Here is a 15,781-nt window from a genome sequence, read left to right as displayed (position 1 = left end):
CCAGCGTGATTCCACCAATCGCCAGCGGTCGGCGAGCGGCGTAAGCTGAGACGTCATCCGGTTCAGCGCTTGCCGCACGGCAGCGATCGAGGTCAGCATGCACGAACGTCCGCCACACGCCGGCAAACACGGCTCCGTCTCCCACCCATTACCCAAAGCCGCTACATCGATGTCCCACGAGGGGCCGAAGGAAATCCGCGTACCGGCGATTCATGACCTGGCCAAGCGGCTTCGCTTCGCGCCCCAGCAAGGACGCATCTGGCTCGACGATCAGCGCATGATGCTCATGCACATCAGCTCGCTCGGCGCGTTGCGCCAAGAGCTGATCGAAAGTCTGGGCAAGGAGACCGCGCGAGGGCTCATCACGCGCATCGGCTACCAAGCCGGCAGTCACGATGCAGCCATGACGCGTAAAGTGCGGGCCGGGTCGAATCGGTACGACGACTTCTTGGCAGGCCCTCAACTGGTTTCGCTGGAAGGCATCGTCCATTGCGAACCGATCGCACTAGAGATCGACGTCGAGCGAGGTCACTACTTCGGGGATTTCTATTTGATCGACAGCTCGGAAGCGGAAGCGCACGTCGCCAGCTACGGCATCGGCCACGAGCCCGTGTGTTGGATGTTGATCGGCTATGCCTGCGGATATACGAGTGCGTTCATGGGCAAGCCGATCCTATGGCGAGAGGTGGAATGCCGCGGTATGGGGCATGCGAAATGCCGCGTGATCGGCAAGCCCGTCGAAGATTGGCAAGACGCCGAAGACGATCTGCGCTTCTTGCAGATCGGCGATTTCGTCAAATGGTCGCTGAAGCCCGAAGCCGCACTGCCGGCAACGAGTCGAATCGCCGCGCGGCTCGCGCAAGCACCCGAGAATAGCTTCGGCGTGGTCGGTGCGTCCGCCGGTTTCAATACGGTGTGCCATATGGTCACGAAGGCCGCGCCGACCGAGGCGACCGTGCTCTTTCTCGGCGAAAGCGGGGTTGGCAAGGAGGTCTTCGCCAATAACCTGCATCGTTTGAGCAAGCGCGCGGACGGCCCGTTCGTCGCGGTCAACTGCGCCTCGATTCCCGAGCACTTGATGGAATCGGAGTTATTCGGCGTGGAACGCGGCGGCTATACCGGTGCGACCTCGTCGCGGCCGGGCCGGTTCGAGCGCGCTAACGGCGGCACGCTTTTCCTCGACGAAGTCGGCACGCTCAGCTTCACCGCACAAGGCAAGCTGCTGCGTGCCCTTCAGCAGGGCGAGATCGAACGCGTCGGCGACACGCGCACCCGCAAAATCGACGTGCGCGTGATCGCGGCAACCAACGTGAATCTGCGCGAAGCCGTGAAGACGGGTCAATTCAGGGAGGACTTGTTCTTCCGCTTAAACGTCTTCCCGATCCTCGTACCCCCGCTGCGCGATCGGCGCGACGACATCCCGCTGATGATGAACTGGTTCTTGCAGCGCCTCGCTAAGAAGCACGGCAAGAACATCACGGGATTCCGCGAGCGGGCCGTCGATGCGATGTTCAACTACGGCTGGCCCGGCAACGTGCGCGAACTCGAAAACATGATCGAGCGCGCGGTCATCTTGGCCGAAGACGGCGGCGCGCTCGATCTGTGCCATCTGTTCACGACCGGCGAGGAAATCGATGCCTCGTCGTTCGTACTCAAACGAAGCGGCAACCTCGCGCCCATCAACGATGTCGTCGAAGGGGGCACGCCCACGGACATGCCGACGAGCCGCCCCGGGTTAGCCGAAACGGAAGCGGCGATGCTGCGCGCGGCCGTGGCGGAGGCGAACGGCAACCTGTCGCTTGCGGCCCGTGTCCTAGGTATCAGCCGTCCCAAGCTCGCCTATCGGCTACGCAAATACGGCATCCCCGTGGACCGCGATTGAATACCGGGCGGCACGCCGAGTCGACTCGGCGTGCCCGGTGCGCAACTTAGAAGCGCTTTTGATAGGCAATGACGGCGTTGAGTTGCGAATGCGTCACCTTGAGCGGCACGGCCGTATTCGGTGCGCTCGAGTTGGTCAGCGTCTTTTGCATGCCCACCGACAGCCCGAAATCGAGCACGTCGTCTTTTCCGAATGCATAGGACACGCCGCCCGTGACACTCGTCGTCGGGATGGACGGGACAACTGCGAGCATCACGCCGTTCGGCACGGCTTCTTGAGCATAGTGAAAGCCCGCGCGAAACGTCCACTTCTCGTTGTAGCGATATTGCGCACCCAGCCCGAACACGTTGATGTCCCGATAGTTCTGCGGCAACGACAGATTCAAATTCGCGCCGGTGCCCGACTGCACGAACGTCACGTTGATATCCTTCATTACGCTCGCCAGAAACACGCGCTGGTAATCGGCCGATACACTCCATTGATCGTTGAAGCGATGGCTGATTCCGGCCGTGAACTGAGCGGGCATCTCGAACTGATGGATCGTGATATCGCCGCCGATCGGAATATTGCCGGCGACCGAACTAACCGCGGTCAGCGTGGCGTGCCCCGTTAGATCGCCCACATGCGTCTTGAAGTTATAGGCGAGGCCCAAGGTCGTATCGGGCGTGATCCGATAGGTCAAACCGAGTTTCCCGCCGATGCCCCAAGCACTGGCGCCGCCGCCGACGATGCCCTTGTGTGCGAAGTCGATATATCCGCCCGAGAGTCCGGGAACGCTGACCAGCGTCGGCAACAGCGTGCCCGAGACGCGATTTTGCGCGGCGAGTGCGCCGATTTGCGAGGCATCGAGCAGCATGCCGAGGTTCAACGATGTCCATACCGCGTCGATCGAGCCGCCCACCGTCAGCTTGTCATTGACCTTATAGGCCATGGCAAAAGGCACGCGCAGTACGAGCAACCGCGAGAAATTGTCCAAACCCGTGTCGATGCCGTTCGTGACCGTACGAGACAAGAAGCTGCTCGCGCCGTATTGCGTGCCCAGTCCACCTTCGGCGAAGGCGCCGACACCGAACGCGTACGGCCCCCGTCGATAGACGAACGATGCTTCGGGCGCGAAGTACGGGCCGTTATTGCCGCCGTGATTGCCCGATACCGCCGTTTCGCCTGTCGCCGTATTGGTGGCCTTGATGTTCGTCGTCACGACGTCGAGCCCCATACCCAAATACCGTCCCTCGCTCATCAGACCGAGCGTCGCCGGGTTCATCATCATGGCGCCGGGGCCGATATCGTAGGCGGCGCCGGTGCCGCCCATCGCGCGCGACACCGGACCGAAACCCTCCAGATTGAAAACGTCCGTGGCTTGGGCGTGGGCCGCCCAAACCGCTAGACATGCTGCTGCCGCGGCACGAATGCAATTGCCTTTCACATCTGTCTCCTGACCTTCGAATAAATCGATTAATAATTTGTCGTGGTTCTAATACAGCCGAGTTGGGCGCTCGGCCCGCCTTTTTAGGCGTTGGGCTCGCTGAAATGGTCGATGACGAGCCGGTTGAAGCGCGCGGCGTGTTCGATTTGCGTCCAGTGGCCGCATTGCCCGAACACGTGCAACTGCGAGCGATCGATGAGTCGGTGCAGGCGCAGCGAGGCGTCGAGCGGAATCACGCGATCGTCGCGACCGTGAACGATCAACGTGTCATGCGCGAGCGAACGGATCGCCGTCTCGGGGCTCGCCAGCGCATCGACCCATCGTTGCCGGGGCGCCGGGAACATCTGCGAAAACGCCTCCTGGTAGCCTGGGCGGATGCTTGCCTCGTAACGCAGCTTGGCCAACTCGTCGGTCACGCGCGTGCGGTCGAAGGCGAAGATGTCGAGCAGGCCGCGCATGGTGTCGATCGACGGCTCATAGCCCCACACGGCGTCGAGCCCTTCCGTGATCGGAAAAGAAACGCCCGCGCTGCCCATGAGCACCAGCTTGCCGACGCGTTGCGGCGCGTGGATCGCCAGCGCCAGTGCCAGGGCTCCGCCGAACGAGTTGCCCACCACGTGGGCCCGCTCGATGTCGAGCGCATCGAGCAGCCCCAATAGATGGGCGAGCCAGCTTTGCATCGAATAACGATGTCCCTCGGGACGCTGGGTTTCCCCGAACCCCACCATGTCGGGTGCCACGACGCGGAAGTGGGGAGAAAGCGCCGGTATCGTCAACCGCCAGTTGGCCCACGCCGTCACGCCGGGCCCCGATCCGTGAATCAACAGCACGGCCGGCCCCTTGCCCTGATCGTGGTAATTCGTGCGAATACCCGCGGCGACGATCGAATCTCCAACTTCAGGATTCGTTTGCATAGTCTGTAACCGATAAAAGAGAAGAAAGTCGAAGCGAACGAACCGCTCCTGTCCTGCGCGCCGTCAGCGGCCTCGCTTTTTCGCGCTTTGCCCGCCGATGCCGAAATGCGCTTTCGGCATCTCGGTGACGATCACTCGCACGGCCTCCAGCGGGGCGTCGATGGCACGGTGGATCGCTTCGCTGACTTCGGCGATCAACCGCTCCTTCTTCTCTTCGTCTCGACCTTCCAAGATGTACAGATGAGCGATGGGCACGATGGCCTCCCTTTCCGATGCGTTAGATGAACCGCACGCTGGTGCTGCCCATGCCTTGGACGCGCAGCGTGACGTTGTCGCCGGCCTCGACGGCCACGGCTTCCGTGATCCCGCCCGACAGAATCAGGCTGCCGGCCGGGATCGATTCGCCGCGCGCGCCGAGGTGGTTAGCCAATTGCGCGACCGCCGCCGCGGGGTGACCGAGCACCGCCGCGCCGGCGCCGAACGAGACGGGCCGGCCGTTCTTCTCCATGACGATGCCGATCGTTCGCAGATCGATGCCGTTCACGGCCAAGGGCTGGCCGCCGACGACGAATCGCGCGGCCGACGTGTTGTCGGCCACGACGCTCTTCAGGTCGAACTTGAAGTCGCGATAGCGGCTATCGATGATCTCGATGCCGGCGATGACGAAATCGGTGGCCGCCAGCACGCTGCCGATATGACAGCCCGGGCCCTTGAGCTCCGTCTTCGTGACGAACGCGATCTCGGGCTCGACCTTCGGATGGATCAGCGTGCGCGTCTCGCATACGCCGCCGTCGTCGATCGAGAACGTATCGACGAGGTAACCGAACACGGGCGTATCGACGCCCATTTGGCGCATCTTCGCGTGGGAGGTCAGTCCGGCCTTGTAGCCGATGAGCGTTGCACCGCGCTGCAAGTGGCGTCGGCGCATCGCGTCTTGAATCGCGTAGGCATCCTCCCAGTCCATCTGCGGCCAATCGTCGGTGATCTTGACCGTGTCGCGCGCTTCGCGAGCGCAGTCGTCGAGGCGCTGCGCAAGCGCGTCGAGGGTGTCGGTAGTGAGGTTCATGCCGCTTCCTTCGCCGCGCGCTCGGCGCGCTCCTTGCGCAACGTCAGCGCGGTGTCCTCGATCATGTCTTCCTGGCCGCCCACCATCCCGCGCCGACCGAGTTCGACGAGAATGTCGCGGGCCGGCACGCCGTACTTCTCGCCGGCGCGTTTCGCGAAGAGCAAGAACGATCCATAGACGCCTGCGTAGCCGAGCGTCAGTGCATCGCGATCGATACGAATCGGAAAATCCATCATCGGCACGACGAGGTCTTCGGCCACGTCCTGAATCTTCCAGACGTCCACCCCCGTTTCGATCCCCATGCGATCGCAAACCGCCACGAACACTTCAAGCGGCGTATTCCCCGCGCCTGCGCCGAGGCCGGCCGCCGCACCGTCGATACGGTTTGCCCCGCTCTCGATCGCGGCCAGCGAATTGGCCACGCCCATGGCCAAGTTGTGATGGCCGTGAAACCCGAGTTCCGTCTCGGGCTTCAGCGCCTCGCGTACTGCACTTAGGCGCGCCTTGACGTCGTCGGGCAGCATGTAGCCCGCCGAGTCGGTGATGTAGATACAGTTCGCGCCGTAGCCTTCCATCAGCTTCGCTTGCTTGACGAGGCCTTCCGGGCTGTTCATATGGCTCATCATCAGAAAGCCGACCGTATCCATCTCGAGCTTGCGTGCCATCGTGATGTGCTGTTCGGAGACGTCGGCCTCGGTGCAGTGCGTCGCCACGCGGATCGTGTGAACGCCGAGCCCGTGCGCCATCTGCAAGTGATCGACGGTGCCGATGCCCGGCAACAGCAGCGCCGATACCTTCGCGCGCTCGAGCAGCGGGATGACCGCGCTCAGATACTCCTCGTCGCTATGCGCCGGAAAGCCGTAGTTGACCGACGAGCCGCCGAGCCCGTCGCCGTGCGTCACTTCGATGAGCGGCACACCGGCGTCGTCGAGTCCCTTGGCGATCGTGCGCATCTGCTCGAGCGTCATTTGATGACGCTTCGGATGCATGCCGTCACGCAGCGTCATGTCGTGAACGGTGATTCGCTTGCCCTTGAGATTCATCGCAATTCCTTAGTAATCCTAAATAGCCTCGTCATTGGCTACCCGTGGGGATAGCAATCGACCCGATCAGGCGGTTTCGCGCTCCGCCGCGGCGAGCGTCGGTTGGTCACCCAGCAATTGTTCGGCGAACATTTCGGCCGTGCGAGCGGCCGCCGCAGTCATGATGTCGAGATTGCCCGCGTAGCGCGGCAGGTAGTCGCCAAGGCCCGCCACTTCCAAATAGACCGACACGCGATTGCCGTCGAACACGGGACCGTTCACGAGCCGGTAGCCGGGCACGTAGCGTTGAACTTCCGCCACCATCGCGTGGATCGATTCGGTGATGCGTGCTTGATCGGGCTCGCCTTCGGTCAGACAGTGGACGGTGTCGCGCATGATCAGCGGCGGCTCGGCCGGATTGATGACGATGATCGCCTTGCCGCGCTTGGCGCCACCCACTTTGGCTACGGCCGCCGAGGTCGTACGCGTGAATTCGTCGATGTTCTTGCGCGTGCCGGGGCCCGCCGAGCGCGACGACACCGTGGCAATGATTTCGGCATAGTCGAGCGGCTGCACGCGCGAGACCGCATACACCATCGGAATCGTCGCCTGACCGCCGCAGGTCACCATGTTGACGTTCGTCTCGCCCTTGCCGAGGTGCTCGCGCAAGTTCACGGGCGGCACGCAATACGGGCCGATAGCGGCCGGGGTGAGATCGATCATCATGACGCCGAGCTCGACGAGCTTGCGACTGTTCTCGGCATGCACGTAAGCGCTCGTTGCGTCGAACGCGATCTGAATGTTGTCTGCCTTCACGTGCGGCAGCAGGCCGTCGACACCTTCTGCGGTCGTTTTGATTCCCAGCTCCCGGGCGCGCTTGAGGCCGTCCGATTCCGGATCGATGCCGACCATCCAAACGGGTTCGAGTACGGGGCTGCGTAAGAGCTTGGCGAGCAAATCGGTGCCGATGTTGCCGGGGCCGATCAATGCGCAACGAATTTTCCGAGTCATGAGCAATGTCCTTCTGAAAGTCGATGAGATCAGGCGAAGCGCACCGAGCAGGCGCCGATGCCGCCGATCGAAACGCGGAAGTCGTCCCCCGGCGCAATGGTCGCCATCGCGGCGAGCGCACCCGAGAGCACGATTTCGCCTGCTTTGAGGGGAATGCCGAGGCGGCCCAGCGTATTGGCGAGCCAAGCGACGGCGTTGACGGGGGATCCGAGCGCCGCCGCGCCCGCGCCCGTGCCGATCACCTCGCCGTTCTTCTCGAGCACCATCCCGCAAACGGCGAGATCGACATCGCGGGGACGCACCGCGCGGTCGCCGAGCACGAAGACACCGCACGAAGCGTTGTCGGCCACCGTGTCTTGGATCTTGATCTGCCAATTGCGGATACGCGAATCGACGATCTCGAAGCAAGGCATCACGCATTCGGTCGCCGCGAGCACCATCGCGTTGGTAATCCCGGGGCCGAGCAGATCCTTTTTGAGCACGAAGGCGATCTCGCCCTCGGCCTTCGGTTGAATCAACGTATCGAGCGCGATTTGTTCGCCTTCGCCGTAGACCATCCCGGACAGCAAATAGCCGAAGTCGGGCTGATAGACGCCGAGCATGTCCATGACGGCTTTCGACGTCACGCCGATCTTCTTGCCGACGACGACTTCCCCGGCCGCGAGCCGACGTCCCACCATGCGCTGCTGGACGTGATAGGCGTCTTCGATCGACATCTGCGGATAGCGGTCGGTCAGTGGCGCGAGCGTTTCACGCGTGGCGAGCGCAGCGTACAGGCTGTCGCCGAGCTCGTTGATCAATGATGAGTCCATGAGTTTTTCCGATGTGTGCAATCGATAGAGCCGGTCAAAGCTTCACGCATACGTTCTTCAATTCGGTGTAGAACTCGAGCGAATGCACGCCGCCTTCCCTGCCGATACCGGACTGCTTCGCCCCTCCGAACGGCGTGCGCAGATCGCGCAGGAACCACGAGTTGACCCAGGCGATGCCCACCTCGATCACGGCCGCCACCCGATGGGCGCGCGATAGGTTTGTCGTCCAGACCGCTGTGGCCAATCCATAGTCGTTATCGTTGGCTCGGCGCACCACTTCCTCTTCCGTATCGAACGGCATGACGAGCGTGCAGGGGCCGAAGATTTCCTCTCTCGCGATCGGCGAGTCGTCGTTCAGGCCCGTCCAGATCGTCGGCTGAACCCAAGCGCCGCGCGCAAGTTCATCGGGCATGTCGGGCACGCCCCCGCCCGTAACGACGTGCGCGCCCAATTGCACGGCCTTGGCGTAGTACGACAAGACCTTGCGCTTATGCTCTTGGCTGATGAGCGGGCCCATGCCGGTGGCTTCATCGTTCGGCAAGCCGATACGCAGACGTTCGGCCCCTTGTTTCAACGCCGCGACGAAGCGATCGAAGATCGGACGCTCGACATAAACACGCTCCGTCCCGAGACACACTTGGCCGGAATTGGCAAAGCACGAGCGCAGGGTGCCTTCGATCGCGGCGTCGAAATCGCAATCCGCAAAGACGACGGCCGCATTCTTGCCGCCCATCTCGAGACTCACGGGTCGTGCGCCCTCGGCGGCGGCCTTCATGATCGCAGCGCCCGTTCGCGTTTCGCCCGTGAAGGTGATGGCGTTGACGCCGGGATGCGTCGTTAGATATTCCCCCGCCGAGCCGGGGCCGAAACCATGCACGACGTTGTAGACGCCGCGCGGTACTCCCGCCTCATTCATAACCTCGCCGAGCAGCGCCGCCGTCTGCGGCGTTTCCTCCGACGGCTTCACGACCACCGTGTTTCCGCAGGCAAGCGCCGGCCCGACCTTCCACGTCATCAACAGCAGAGGAAGATTCCACGGGCACACGACGCCGACCACGCCGACCGGCCGCCGCAGCGCATAGTTGAGCGCGCCGGCACCGTCGGGCGTCGCCATTTCGAAGCACTCGCTCGGAACGTTCTTGACCACGTCGGCAAAGATTCTGAAATTGGCTGCACCGCGCGGAATGTCGATATGGCGCGCGAGGCTAGCCGGCTTGCCGGTATCGGCGATTTCGGCCGACAGAAAATCGTCGAAGCGGCGGTTGATACCGTCGGCGAGCGCATAGAGGATTTGCACGCGCTCGGCGACGGTCATGGTGCCCCAAGGTCCATGCAGCGCTGAGCGCGCAGCGCGTACGGCGGCGTCCACTTGCTCGCGGCCGGCTTCGGCCACGCGCCCGATGACGGCGTCGTCAAGCGGCGAACGCTTGTCGAACCAGCGCACGCCGTCGACGTACTCGCCGCCGATGAAATTGCGGATTTCTCGAACGCCGCGATGCGCGGCGGCCGCGCCGTCCGTGACGGCGGAAGGGGGGGTCGTCAACATAGTCGTTTCAACGAAGAAATCGTGATCCTCGAAAGGCGTCGGGGTACCGCTGCATGCGCGAACGTTCGCCGGTTCATCCGTTCGTTCACGCATGCGGTTACATGCGATCAGGTGTAGACGGTCGTAAACGCCTCATTGATCTCGCCCGAGTGGAAGAAAATGCCGCGCCCCAGGTCCTCTTCGGTCCAAGTCGTCACGGGGCGATCGGGTTGTGCCAGATAGCCGAGCCCGGCGAACGTTTCGTTGCGGTTGCCGCTCGGGTCGAAGAAATAGATCGTCGTGCCGCGCGTAATGCCGTGCCGCGTCGGCGCGACGTCGATCTTCACGCGGTTTTTCCCCATCACGTCCGCGGACTTCAGCACATCGGCCCAATCGTCGAGATAGAACGCGATATGGTGCAGACCGTTCGTCGGTCCACCGACGAACGCGATGTCATGCGGCGTCGTGCTGCGGAACAGCCACGCGGCGGCTTGAATGCTATTGCCCGGGCCAACCATCACTTGTTCCGACAAGTAGAAGTCCAGACACGTCTTCATGAACTGCGTGTTCTCGGCCACGCGGTTGATGCCCTTCTCGGGGTCGAGCTCGCACATCAACAGACAATGATCGAGCCAGTGCACGGCGGAGCCCTTCACGTCGTCGGGCCACGGATCGGGGTTCAGCGAACCCACCTCCGTACCCACTTGCTCCTTGTAGGCGTACAAACGCATGACGTGGCCGCTCGGAAGCTTGAACTCGAGCATGCGACCGGTGGCCGGCAGCGTGCCCTCGGGCAGCATGCGCGTCTCGATCCCGTACGCCTCGATCCGCTGGCGCAGCGCCTCCAAATCCTCCTCGTGCTCGACCTTGTAGGCCACGTGATCGAGGCCCGCTTGGTCGGCGGACGTCAGAATCAGCGAATACTTGTCCCACTCGTCCCAGCATTTCAAATAGACGTCGCCGTTGCTGTCGCGCATCGTCTCCTTCAGGCCAAGCACGTCCTGGTAGTGCTTGAGCGCCGCATTCATATCCATGACCCGCAGCTTCGCGTGGCCGATCCGCATTACACCCATGATGGCTCTCCTCCTTCTCCGGTTTATCTATGCTTGGGATTCGCGCTGCGCGAATCCCTTGAAAAACGGTTTTTGCATCTTGCCCGCCACCTCGAGTTCCAAATCGCCGCCGCACGGCGCGATCCGGCACGCGAGCGAGTAGCCGGCTTGCTCCTCGTCCACCGTGACGTGCGCGCGGCTAACGGGCCCAAGCTTGCGCACTTCGCCATGCAGCACGCGAACCTTGCACACCCCGCAGCCGCCGTTCAGGCAACCGACCGGAATGCCGCGGCGCCCGAGCTTCGCCATACCCGCGAGCAGCGACTCGTGCCCCGAGCAGCTATAACGCTCGCCCGTTTGCGCAATCGTTACGGCGACTTTCGTGTCGGCTGCATCCACGTCACACCTTTCTGAAAAGCGGGCTGCGCATTTGCTGCGCATCCGCGGCCGAAATGAATTTCTCGTGGTAGATGTCGCTCTCGAACAGGCGGCCCTGCATAAGCGTCGTAATGCAGGCGTCGATCATGGCCGGCGGCCCGCACAAATACGCTTGGTGTCCGGCGAAGCTGTTGTCGAAGTGCGCGCGCGCCGCTTCGTGAACGAAGCCGTGCGCGATCTCTCCCGGGCAGGCCGCGTCTGTGGTTTCCGATAACGCGGGTACATAGGTGAAATTGCTATAGCGGCGGCTCAGTTCGCGGAAGTCGTCGTCGTAATAGAGTTCGGCCGCGTTGCGCTGCCCATAGACCAGCGTGATGGGCTCCGTGCATCCGCTTTGGAGCAGATCGAGAATCATCGAGCGCGGGCTCGAGAGGCCCGAGCCGCCCGCCATGAAAATCATCGGCCTATGCGCGGACTTGCGGACGAAGAACCGCCCATACGGCCCGGAAAGCCGGAGCCGATCGCCTACGGCGAGTTCGTCGTGCAAGTACGCCGTCCCGGCGCCGCCGGGTACCCGCCGTACGTTCAACTCGATCTCGCCCGACGCCTGCACATCGGCCGGCGAGTTCGCGATCGAGAACGCGCGCCGCTCTTGCATGCCGGGGATTTCCAATTGGACGTACTGGCCTGCTTGGAAATGAAGCGGCTCGCTCAGGCGCAGGTGAATCGCCTTGATCGTCGGCGTCAACTCGACGATGCGCGTCACTTCCGCGGTGAAGTCCTTCACAGGGATGGTTTGCGCATCGGCGTCTTCCTCGACGTCGGCTTCGATCACCGTATCGGCCTCGAGCGTCGCGCAACAGGCGAGCGCCTTGCGTTCCTCGCGTTCGAAATCCATGAGCGCGAAGGGATTGGCATTGCCGAGATCGACCTCACCCTCGAGCACTTCGATCTTGCAAGTCCCGCACAATCCGTGTCCGCAGGCATGCGGTATGTAGATTCCCTGGCGCAGCGCGGCATCGAGGATGGTTTGTCCGTCCTCGACTTCGATGGTCGCGCCCAAGGGCTCGATGGTCAGTTGATGGCTCATGATGAATCGATACGTCAATTTGCGATCGCGAACCGGCGCGTTCGCGCGGCCGGTTCGCTCACGCAGGGTGAATCCATTAGCTGCAAGAACCCTTGATCCCGTTCAGCCCAGGCGTGCGGAAACGGATCAGCGTCTTGTGTCCGATGCCGTTTTCCGCGAGCGACTTCTCGGGACTCGGGGTGAACGGCTCGCCGCCCATCGTCCATTGCGCCCCGCTCCAATCGATCCGCGCGAAGTCGGGGTGGCTGCCGTAAATCGACGGCAGGATCTGCGCGGTCAAAGCGCCGAACGGCGTATCCGGCGGCAGCGGCAAACAGAACGGCGCAGGGAACATCAAGTGGTCTTCCCACCCGACATAGACGAGCGGTGCGGGAAACTTCTCCACCGTGTCTCGAGGCGGAAAGCTGTACGGTTTAAGCGCGGTGACGGTCACGACTGTCTCCTTTCGTTAGACGCTGGTAGCCTGGCCGCGCCAGGCCGCGAAGTTCTTCTGGTCCTCCGATCCCTCGAAGTCCATGGTGTCGCGCGCCTCGACCTCGTAGTAGTCGAGCACGGCCGCCAGCGGATCGAAACCCTCTCGGGACGGATCGACATCGGGCTTGAAGCAGTTGCCCTGATAGATCTGATGCACGGGCAGCCATGCCTGCACGTACTTCTCGGGCTCGTGTTCGAAGATCTCTTTGCAGTGATCGCTGCAAAAGTGATAGCGATTGCCGAGATAGCTCGATTCGCGCGCACACGTTTTCGTCGCATCGCCCGGCTCCGTGAAGAACATGGGGATCTGGCAGGTTTGGCACAGCATCGGCAACGTCTTGACGTAAAAGCGCTCGTCGGCATCGGCACGTTCGCCCCAATACTCCAGGCGCGGCCGGTAGAGCTGGTCGAAGCTCTCCGGATACTTAGCCGAGAGCCATGCCATTTCGTCTTGGCGCGGCAACCAGGTATGAAACGGCGCGGCGGCGCCGAACGCGTAGAACGTGGCCCACGCTTGATGGCTAAGGTGATCCTTGCCTTCGCAGGCGTCTTTCCAGCCCTTGGGTTCGCGGATGCCGTAACGGGCGAGGTCTTTGAACAGCGCGCCGCCGTTTTGCTCGGCGTACATTTCCCATGCTTCCTTCCAGCTCATGACACGCTTGGGCTGCATGTAGTCCATCATCATCGCAACCAGCGTAAGCAGGCGATAACCGCGCCAAAACCATTTGTCGATCCAGCGCTGCACGATCGGCACGTTCTGCGGGTCTTGTTCGAGCAGGAACTTGATGCACTCGATGCCGAGCGTCATGTGGCGCGACTCGTCCGATTGGGCCGAGAAGCCGAACGTCACCGTCGACATATCGCCGTTGTACGCGGCGCCCGACATGAACGGGACGAACAGCAGGTTCGTCAGCACGTACTCGAACGAGAAGCTGACGGCCGTCAGAAACTCGAACGGACCGGCGGTGCAAGCGTCTTCGAAGAACGACTTCGGCACGGACAGGTACCAGACGCGATCGAACCAATGGTTCGAGTGGTGCATCCCATTGAAGAACTTGTTGTAAGTCGACATGGCATGCGTTTCGGTTTGGTAGTGCCGCAACTCGTCGATCGACTGCATTTGACAAGCCACGCGCGCGCCTTCGCCCGTGAAGTGCCGGCCCACGTGTGCGAAACCTCGATGGGCGTAGTACTCGAGCGGCGTCACGCCTTGAATGAAGAGCTTCAGCGCGTTGATGTAGCGCGCATCGGTCACGCCGAGAAATGCGTTGTTCTGCGTGAACGCGTCGATGACGGCGTAGAGCTTTTTCTCCTTTTCGCCCTGATACTTCCAGTACGCATCCATCGTGAGGCGAAACGGATCGACCCATTTGTCCCAATCGTGGATCTTGATGCCCTCGTACCGATCGTACGGGAACACCTGCTCCATCGGTTGATAAGTCGTCTCCCAGCCGAGGCCGCGCGTCATTGCCGCGTAGCGCTCTTTCAGGCCGAGCTTTTTCTTCAGCACAGGCGTGTCCATTCGTGTCTCCTTACTATGTTCGATATCGAATGCTTCAGTTCGTCCAGCTCAGCGTCAATTGATCGTCGTCCTCGTCGATATGGCCTGAGAGCGTGATCAGGTTCACGTGAAGCTGCTGGAGGTCGAACCGCGATCCGGTCAGGTTTTCGATGGTTTCGCGACGGATCGTCAAACGCCCGGGCGCATCGATCTTCACCATGGCCGGCGATTCGATCGCGACCGCGCCGGGGTTGTCGGCGAGAATCGCTTCGACGACCGGCCGGGACTCCTCGTTGGCCTGAAAGGCGATAAACACATTGGACATGCTTCTCTTCCTAATCGATAAGGACTGCTAATCAGATCGCAAGACCCAGCTTCGCGATACGCCCGCGCCATTGCTCGCGCGCTTCGTCGAGCATGGCCGCACTGCTCGCGGGGAATGCAAGCTCCGCGAGCGGAAGCAACGCTTCGGTCGCACGTGCTTCCCAGGTTTGCAGCCAGCGAGTCAATTGCACTTTGTTCCGCTCCGACTCGGCCGCCATCGTTTTGACGACCGCATCCACCCAGCGGCTCGATTCGTCGTGCCATTCGGGCATGAAGGCCGTGAGCATCGCGACCGCGCTGCCGCCGGCCAACGCCACGTGCTCGTCGACGAAGCGCTCGTAGACGAGCGGGTACAGCAGGCCGTCGAGAACGAGGTTTTGTGCGACGAAAAGCTCCACGGGGTCGGCCAGCACGAGCGTGTCTTCCACATAGCGGCGCAGCGGCTGCCAAGTTGCCGCCTGCATCCAGGCTTGCTTGGCTTCGTCGAGCGCGTCCGGGCCCGACATCGTCAGGGCGAGCCGCGTCAGATACTGCGCGACGCCTAGGTTGTCCATCGCATGGAACATCGCGGGCGCCGTGAATGCGGTCCCGTAGCCGAGCGCGCAAATCTGCGAGTTGTTCATGTTCGCGCCCCAGGCCACGTGGCGCAAAGGCACGAGTACCTGCTGCGTAAGGTGAACGAGCTCGTCGGACATCGCATCGATCATCCGGCGCGATTCGACGAAGTCGAAATTCGCCTCCATCGTGTCCTGCTGACGCGCACGTGTCGTGGTCCACGATGCGTAGTAGAACTGGCGCGGGTCTTTCAGCGCATACCAGTTCGCAAGCTCGATCGCGGTGCGTGCCGTATCGAACAGCTCGTGTTGCGGATCCCAGGTCGGGCGATAGTGGAAGTTCGCGGCGGGCTGCGCGCCCATCGTGCCTTCTTGATAACGCGATGCCGCTTTGTCTCCGCCTATCTGCCCGGCGACGTGGGCAAAGGTGTTGCGCAGCGGCTTGATGTCCACTGTTTTCAGATCGATGGTCACTGCTTGCTCCTGCTGAAGATGGGTTCGCCTTCCGTATCGAGCATCACGACATCCTGTGCGCGGCAAAACGCTTCGAATGCGTCGCTCGGCAACATGAGTTCGACGCACAGCTCGGGAATGCCGACGGCAAACTCGAATTCCACGAAGCCGCGCGAATTGACGCGGGTCACTTTGACGAACTTGCGGGTCGGGTCGAATACGTCCGTGCCGGCCCGCGTGGGTACCGAATCGTTGTGCATAGCGGGTGTCTCCTCCGTGCGGGACCATCAATGCAGC

Annotated in this window: 17 protein-coding genes; 1 reads left to right on the top strand and 16 read right to left on the bottom strand. The window is 62.3% G+C overall.

All coding sequences use genetic code 11. The annotated features are described in order from the left end of the window. Window positions 1-169: 169 nt before the first annotated feature. Window positions 170-1,882: a sigma 54-interacting transcriptional regulator gene (locus AB1286_RS22015; RefSeq protein ID WP_430365370.1), complete on the top strand. Its 1,713-nt coding sequence runs from the start codon at window positions 170-172 to the stop codon at window positions 1,880-1,882. A 46-nt stretch (window positions 1,883-1,928) separates the two neighbouring features. Here AB1286_RS22015 and AB1286_RS22010 read toward each other — a convergent pair whose 3' ends face one another. The 16 genes from AB1286_RS22010 to AB1286_RS21935 all read right to left on the bottom strand — a co-directional run bounded on the left by AB1286_RS22010 (window position 1,929) and on the right by AB1286_RS21935 (window position 15,744). Next, window positions 1,929-3,308, bottom strand: a complete 1,380-nt coding sequence (locus AB1286_RS22010; protein WP_430365369.1) for an OmpP1/FadL family transporter — start codon at window positions 3,306-3,308, stop codon at window positions 1,929-1,931. 83 nt (window positions 3,309-3,391) lie between these two features. Beyond that, window positions 3,392-4,222, bottom strand: coding sequence for an alpha/beta fold hydrolase (locus AB1286_RS22005; protein ID WP_430365368.1), 831 nt, complete (start codon window positions 4,220-4,222; stop codon window positions 3,392-3,394). A 63-nt stretch (window positions 4,223-4,285) separates the two neighbouring features. Further along, window positions 4,286-4,477: a 2-hydroxymuconate tautomerase gene (locus AB1286_RS22000; RefSeq protein WP_277428554.1), complete on the bottom strand. Its 192-nt coding sequence runs from the start codon at window positions 4,475-4,477 to the stop codon at window positions 4,286-4,288. A 22-nt stretch (window positions 4,478-4,499) separates the two neighbouring features. Continuing rightward, window positions 4,500-5,288 (bottom strand): 2-oxo-3-hexenedioate decarboxylase, encoded by a 789-nt coding sequence (gene dmpH, locus AB1286_RS21995; protein ID WP_430365367.1) that lies wholly within the window; start codon window positions 5,286-5,288, stop codon window positions 4,500-4,502. Beyond that, complete coding sequence (dmpG, locus tag AB1286_RS21990; RefSeq protein WP_430365366.1) at window positions 5,285-6,331, bottom strand: 4-hydroxy-2-oxovalerate aldolase; 1,047 nt, start codon at window positions 6,329-6,331, stop codon at window positions 5,285-5,287. The genes dmpH and dmpG overlap by 4 nt, the downstream gene beginning before the upstream one ends. 66 nt (window positions 6,332-6,397) lie before the next feature. Beyond that, window positions 6,398-7,321: an acetaldehyde dehydrogenase (acetylating) gene (locus AB1286_RS21985; RefSeq protein ID WP_430365365.1), complete on the bottom strand. Its 924-nt coding sequence runs from the start codon at window positions 7,319-7,321 to the stop codon at window positions 6,398-6,400. 29 nt (window positions 7,322-7,350) lie between these two features. Further along, the gene (gene dmpE, locus AB1286_RS21980; protein ID WP_430365364.1) at window positions 7,351-8,133 is read right to left on the bottom strand and encodes a 2-oxopent-4-enoate hydratase; all 783 of its coding nucleotides are present in this window, start codon (window positions 8,131-8,133) and stop codon (window positions 7,351-7,353) included. 34 nt (window positions 8,134-8,167) lie between these two features. After that, window positions 8,168-9,679 carry a 2-hydroxymuconic semialdehyde dehydrogenase gene (locus tag AB1286_RS21975; protein ID WP_430365363.1) on the bottom strand — a complete coding sequence of 504 codons (1,512 nt, stop codon included), beginning with the start codon at window positions 9,677-9,679 and terminating at the stop codon, window positions 8,168-8,170. A gap of 107 nt (window positions 9,680-9,786) precedes the next feature. After that, window positions 9,787-10,731: a catechol 2,3-dioxygenase gene (locus AB1286_RS21970; protein ID WP_430365362.1), complete on the bottom strand. Its 945-nt coding sequence runs from the start codon at window positions 10,729-10,731 to the stop codon at window positions 9,787-9,789. Window positions 10,732-10,758: 27 nt separating this feature from the next. Further along, window positions 10,759-11,109, bottom strand: coding sequence for a 2Fe-2S iron-sulfur cluster-binding protein (locus AB1286_RS21965; protein ID WP_430365361.1), 351 nt, complete (start codon window positions 11,107-11,109; stop codon window positions 10,759-10,761). Window position 11,110: 1 nt separating this feature from the next. Continuing rightward, window positions 11,111-12,178, bottom strand: a complete 1,068-nt coding sequence (locus tag AB1286_RS21960; protein ID WP_430365360.1) for an NADH:ubiquinone reductase (Na(+)-transporting) subunit F — start codon at window positions 12,176-12,178, stop codon at window positions 11,111-11,113. Between the two features lie 76 nt (window positions 12,179-12,254). Beyond that, window positions 12,255-12,611, bottom strand: coding sequence for a phenol hydroxylase subunit P4 (locus AB1286_RS21955; RefSeq protein WP_430365359.1), 357 nt, complete (start codon window positions 12,609-12,611; stop codon window positions 12,255-12,257). A gap of 15 nt (window positions 12,612-12,626) precedes the next feature. Further along, entirely contained in the window at window positions 12,627-14,174 is a 1,548-nt protein-coding gene (locus tag AB1286_RS21950; protein WP_430365358.1) for an aromatic/alkene/methane monooxygenase hydroxylase/oxygenase subunit alpha, read from the bottom strand. A 34-nt stretch (window positions 14,175-14,208) separates the two neighbouring features. Beyond that, entirely contained in the window at window positions 14,209-14,478 is a 270-nt protein-coding gene (locus tag AB1286_RS21945; RefSeq protein WP_430365357.1) for an MmoB/DmpM family protein, read from the bottom strand. 31 nt (window positions 14,479-14,509) lie between these two features. Continuing rightward, window positions 14,510-15,505, bottom strand: a complete 996-nt coding sequence (locus AB1286_RS21940; RefSeq protein ID WP_430365356.1) for an aromatic/alkene monooxygenase hydroxylase subunit beta — start codon at window positions 15,503-15,505, stop codon at window positions 14,510-14,512. After that, the gene (locus AB1286_RS21935) at window positions 15,502-15,744 is read right to left on the bottom strand and encodes a phenol hydroxylase subunit (RefSeq protein WP_430365355.1); all 243 of its coding nucleotides are present in this window, start codon (window positions 15,742-15,744) and stop codon (window positions 15,502-15,504) included. The genes AB1286_RS21940 and AB1286_RS21935 overlap by 4 nt, the downstream gene beginning before the upstream one ends. Window positions 15,745-15,781: the final 37 nt, after the last annotated feature.

The sequence above is a fragment of the Trinickia sp. NRRL B-1857 genome, assembly GCF_050470685.1.
Classification (GTDB): domain Bacteria; phylum Pseudomonadota; class Gammaproteobacteria; order Burkholderiales; family Burkholderiaceae; genus Trinickia.
Note: the sequence above shows the minus strand (reverse complement) of the source record. Positions and strands in the feature narration are given on the sequence as shown.

Coding starts and splice junctions, on each gene's coding strand:
- AB1286_RS22015 (WP_430365370.1), top strand. CDS start 170: ATGTCCCACGAGGGGCCGAAGGAAATCCGCGTACCGGCGATTCATGAC.
- AB1286_RS22005 (WP_430365368.1), bottom strand. CDS start 4,222: ATGCAAACGAATCCTGAAGTTGGAGATTCGATCGTCGCCGCGGGTATT.
- dmpH (WP_430365367.1), bottom strand. CDS start 5,288: ATGAACCTCACTACCGACACCCTCGACGCGCTTGCGCAGCGCCTCGAC.
- dmpG (WP_430365366.1), bottom strand. CDS start 6,331: ATGAATCTCAAGGGCAAGCGAATCACCGTTCACGACATGACGCTGCGT.
- AB1286_RS21985 (WP_430365365.1), bottom strand. CDS start 7,321: ATGACTCGGAAAATTCGTTGCGCATTGATCGGCCCCGGCAACATCGGC.
- dmpE (WP_430365364.1), bottom strand. CDS start 8,133: ATGGACTCATCATTGATCAACGAGCTCGGCGACAGCCTGTACGCTGCG.
- AB1286_RS21975 (WP_430365363.1), bottom strand. CDS start 9,679: ATGTTGACGACCCCCCCTTCCGCCGTCACGGACGGCGCGGCCGCCGCG.
- AB1286_RS21970 (WP_430365362.1), bottom strand. CDS start 10,731: ATGGGTGTAATGCGGATCGGCCACGCGAAGCTGCGGGTCATGGATATG.
- AB1286_RS21960 (WP_430365360.1), bottom strand. CDS start 12,178: ATGAGCCATCAACTGACCATCGAGCCCTTGGGCGCGACCATCGAAGTC.
- AB1286_RS21950 (WP_430365358.1), bottom strand. CDS start 14,174: ATGGACACGCCTGTGCTGAAGAAAAAGCTCGGCCTGAAAGAGCGCTAC.
- AB1286_RS21945 (WP_430365357.1), bottom strand. CDS start 14,478: ATGTCCAATGTGTTTATCGCCTTTCAGGCCAACGAGGAGTCCCGGCCG.
- AB1286_RS21935 (WP_430365355.1), bottom strand. CDS start 15,744: ATGCACAACGATTCGGTACCCACGCGGGCCGGCACGGACGTATTCGAC.